2 protein-coding genes and 1 pseudogene are annotated in these 2331 nt (G+C 70.7%); 2 read left to right on the forward strand and 1 reads right to left on the reverse strand.

The features are described 5' to 3' along the window. Nucleotides 1–1109 (reverse strand): ATP-binding protein (locus Q0L11_RS19165; RefSeq protein WP_296599362.1); only part of this gene is annotated, 1109 nt, incomplete at its 3' end. Nucleotides 1110–1273: 164 nt separating this feature from the next. Here Q0L11_RS19165 and Q0L11_RS19170 point away from each other — a divergent pair. Together Q0L11_RS19170 and Q0L11_RS19175 are read left to right on the forward strand one after the other, a co-directional pair. After that, a complete protein-coding gene (locus Q0L11_RS19170; RefSeq protein WP_296599363.1) occupies nt 1274–2026 on the forward strand; it encodes a response regulator transcription factor in 753 nt (250 codons plus the stop codon). A 69-nt stretch (nt 2027–2095) separates the two neighbouring features. After that, a pseudogene (locus tag Q0L11_RS19175) lies at nt 2096–2331 on the forward strand (hypothetical protein); the annotation flags it as partial.

The following is a 2331-nucleotide window of genomic DNA, read 5'->3' on the forward strand; positions in this document are numbered from 1 at the left end:
GGCTGGCTGGGGTCGGCCGCGGCGGCGCCGGCGGCGATCAGGACGCGCTCGGCCACCGAGGCGCGGCGCAGCGGCTTGATGAGATAGCCGGCGAAGCCCGCGCGGCGATAGCGAGGGATGCGGTCGCGCTCGTCCGGGGCGATCAGCACGATGGCCGGCCGCTGCAGCGGCGGGCGCAGCCCGCCGTTCGCGGCGGACAGGCTGGCGTCCACCAGGATCACGTCGCCGGGCCGGGTGCGCGCGATGGTTTCGGCGAGCGTCGGGGCGGCCACGGCCTTGCCGCCGCTGGCCTCGATCTGCAGGCGGGCGGCCTCGCGCACGATGGCGTTCGGCGAGGCGATGCCGACGGTGCGGCCCGTGAGCGGCGGCTCGGCGACCGCCCCGGGGACCTCGGGCAGGGTCGCTTCGAACCAGAAGCAGGCGCCGCCGCCCGGGGCGGTGTCGACGCCCACCTCGCCGCCCATGGCGCGCGCCAGGCGGCGGGCGATGGCGAGGCCCAGGCCCGCGCCGCCGAGGTCGGCGTGCGCGGCTTCGGCCTGGGCGAAATCCTCGAAGATCCGCTCGCGGTCGGTTTGCGAGACGCCGGGCCCGGTGTCCTCCACGTACAGCCGCAGGCGGCCCGGCCCGGGCGCGGTGGCCGCGAGCAGGACGCCGCCCTCCTCGGTGAACTTCACGGCGTTGCCGGCGAAGTTGAGCAGGATCTGGCGCAGCCGCCCCTCGTCGGCGTGCACGGTGGCGGGCGCCGACGCGCCGGTCCAGGCGATCTCGATGCCCTTTTCGCGGGCGCGGGGCGACAGCAGCTCGGCGACGCCGCGCAGCAGGTCCTCGACCTCCATCGGGGCGGGGTGCAGCTCGACGCGGCCGGCGCCCAGCTTGGCGTAGTCCAGGACGTCGTTGACGAGGGCGAGCAGGTGCTGGCCGCTGTCGTGGAGCGCGGAGACGTAGGCGCGCTGCTCGGCCGTGAGCTTGGTGCCTTCCAGCAGGCGGGCCATTCCCAGGACGCCGTTCAGGGGTGTGCGGAATTCGTGGCTGAGCGAGGCGAGCTGCTCCGCGCTGATCTGGGCGCGGGTGGGGCGACGCTCGGACAGGGAACGGATCGGTCTGCGCATGGCCGGCAAGGCATAGCCCCAACGGCTTAACGGCAGGTCAAGCGGAGCCGTGGCGGTGCGCCATAACAACGCGAAACGGCGTTTTCTTATCGCCCAAGTAGACGCGCCGCCAAAGGCGTCGTTTACTGTTGGCCCAGGTCGGTTGTGCGCTTCGGGGGGGCGTCATGAACCCTGTTGAGCTTTTGACGCAGCGCGAGCGCGATTGTCTGCGCCTGGTCGACCAGCATCTCAGCTCCAAGCAGATCGCGCGCGAACTGGGCATGTCCAAGACGTCTGTCGACACCTACTGCGACCGTGCGCGGCGCAAGCTGGGCGTGGACGACCGCTTCCAGGCGGCGCGGCTGCTACGTGACCAAGAGGTCAATCCTGTCCTGATCGGATCAGGACACGACGCGATCAGGACAGACATCCCCGAGGCGAGCTGGCCGGATGAGCCGGCAACCAAGGGGGCGTCCGATGGGCCAGCAGCCGAACTTCGAGAACCGAGCCGTGATTGGGAGGGCCCTGCGCCTTCGCCGGGAGATCGACGACTTCGAGGCGCGGTGGCCGGCCTTGGCGAAGCGGGAGGAGCTTATTCCGAGCTTCTCCTGGACGCAGCTCGAGCGGCAGCTCGTCGATCTCTCGGCGACGCCCGCTCAGGCGGACATGGCGAGGCACCTGGTTTCCGCGAGCCGGAAGCTGGCCCCGTTCAAGCCGCCGGAAATGGTGCTTCGGGAAATCCTCTGCCTGACGTGGGTTCTCCTCGACGAGAACTTCAAGGGCGAGCCCGAGCCTGGAGCCGCCGAAACGAACTGAGCCCCGCGCTCAGGATCGGCGCGATCGTGGGCATCGCGGTGGTCACCGTCCTCGCCTTCGGGGGGATGCTGGCCGGCCTGCATTACCTGAACGATCTGGCGGCCAGTTTACTAAAGGCCTGAACGGCCAAGAAACCCTGTTACGCAAAACTTAACGCGCGGCGAGGTCCCCGCCGCGCATGGAGAGACCTCATGCTCAAAGAACGCCGCATGGCCGCCGAGCAAGTCGCCGGCGCCCTTTTCGAAGCCGAAACCGCCATCGACGCCGCCCTGTCGAAGACGGCCCAACTGGCGGGCGTCATGCCCGCGCTGCGCAAGGCCGCCGGCGCCTCGGCCCTCATCGGCCAGGACGCGGTGGAACGCGCCAGCCAGGCCATCATGGCCCTGGCCGAAGCCCGCCGCGCCATCGTCGAGACCCACAAGGAACT

Origin of the sequence: Phenylobacterium sp., from assembly GCF_024508875.1 — a bacterium.
Taxonomy (GTDB): Bacteria; Pseudomonadota; Alphaproteobacteria; order Caulobacterales; family Caulobacteraceae; genus Phenylobacterium.

What these genes read in the sequence shown, in the direction of transcription:
- Q0L11_RS19170 (WP_296599363.1), top strand. Translation starts at nt 1,274, where the DNA reads ATGAACCCTGTTGAGCTTTTGACGCAGCGCGAGCGCGATTGTCTGCGC.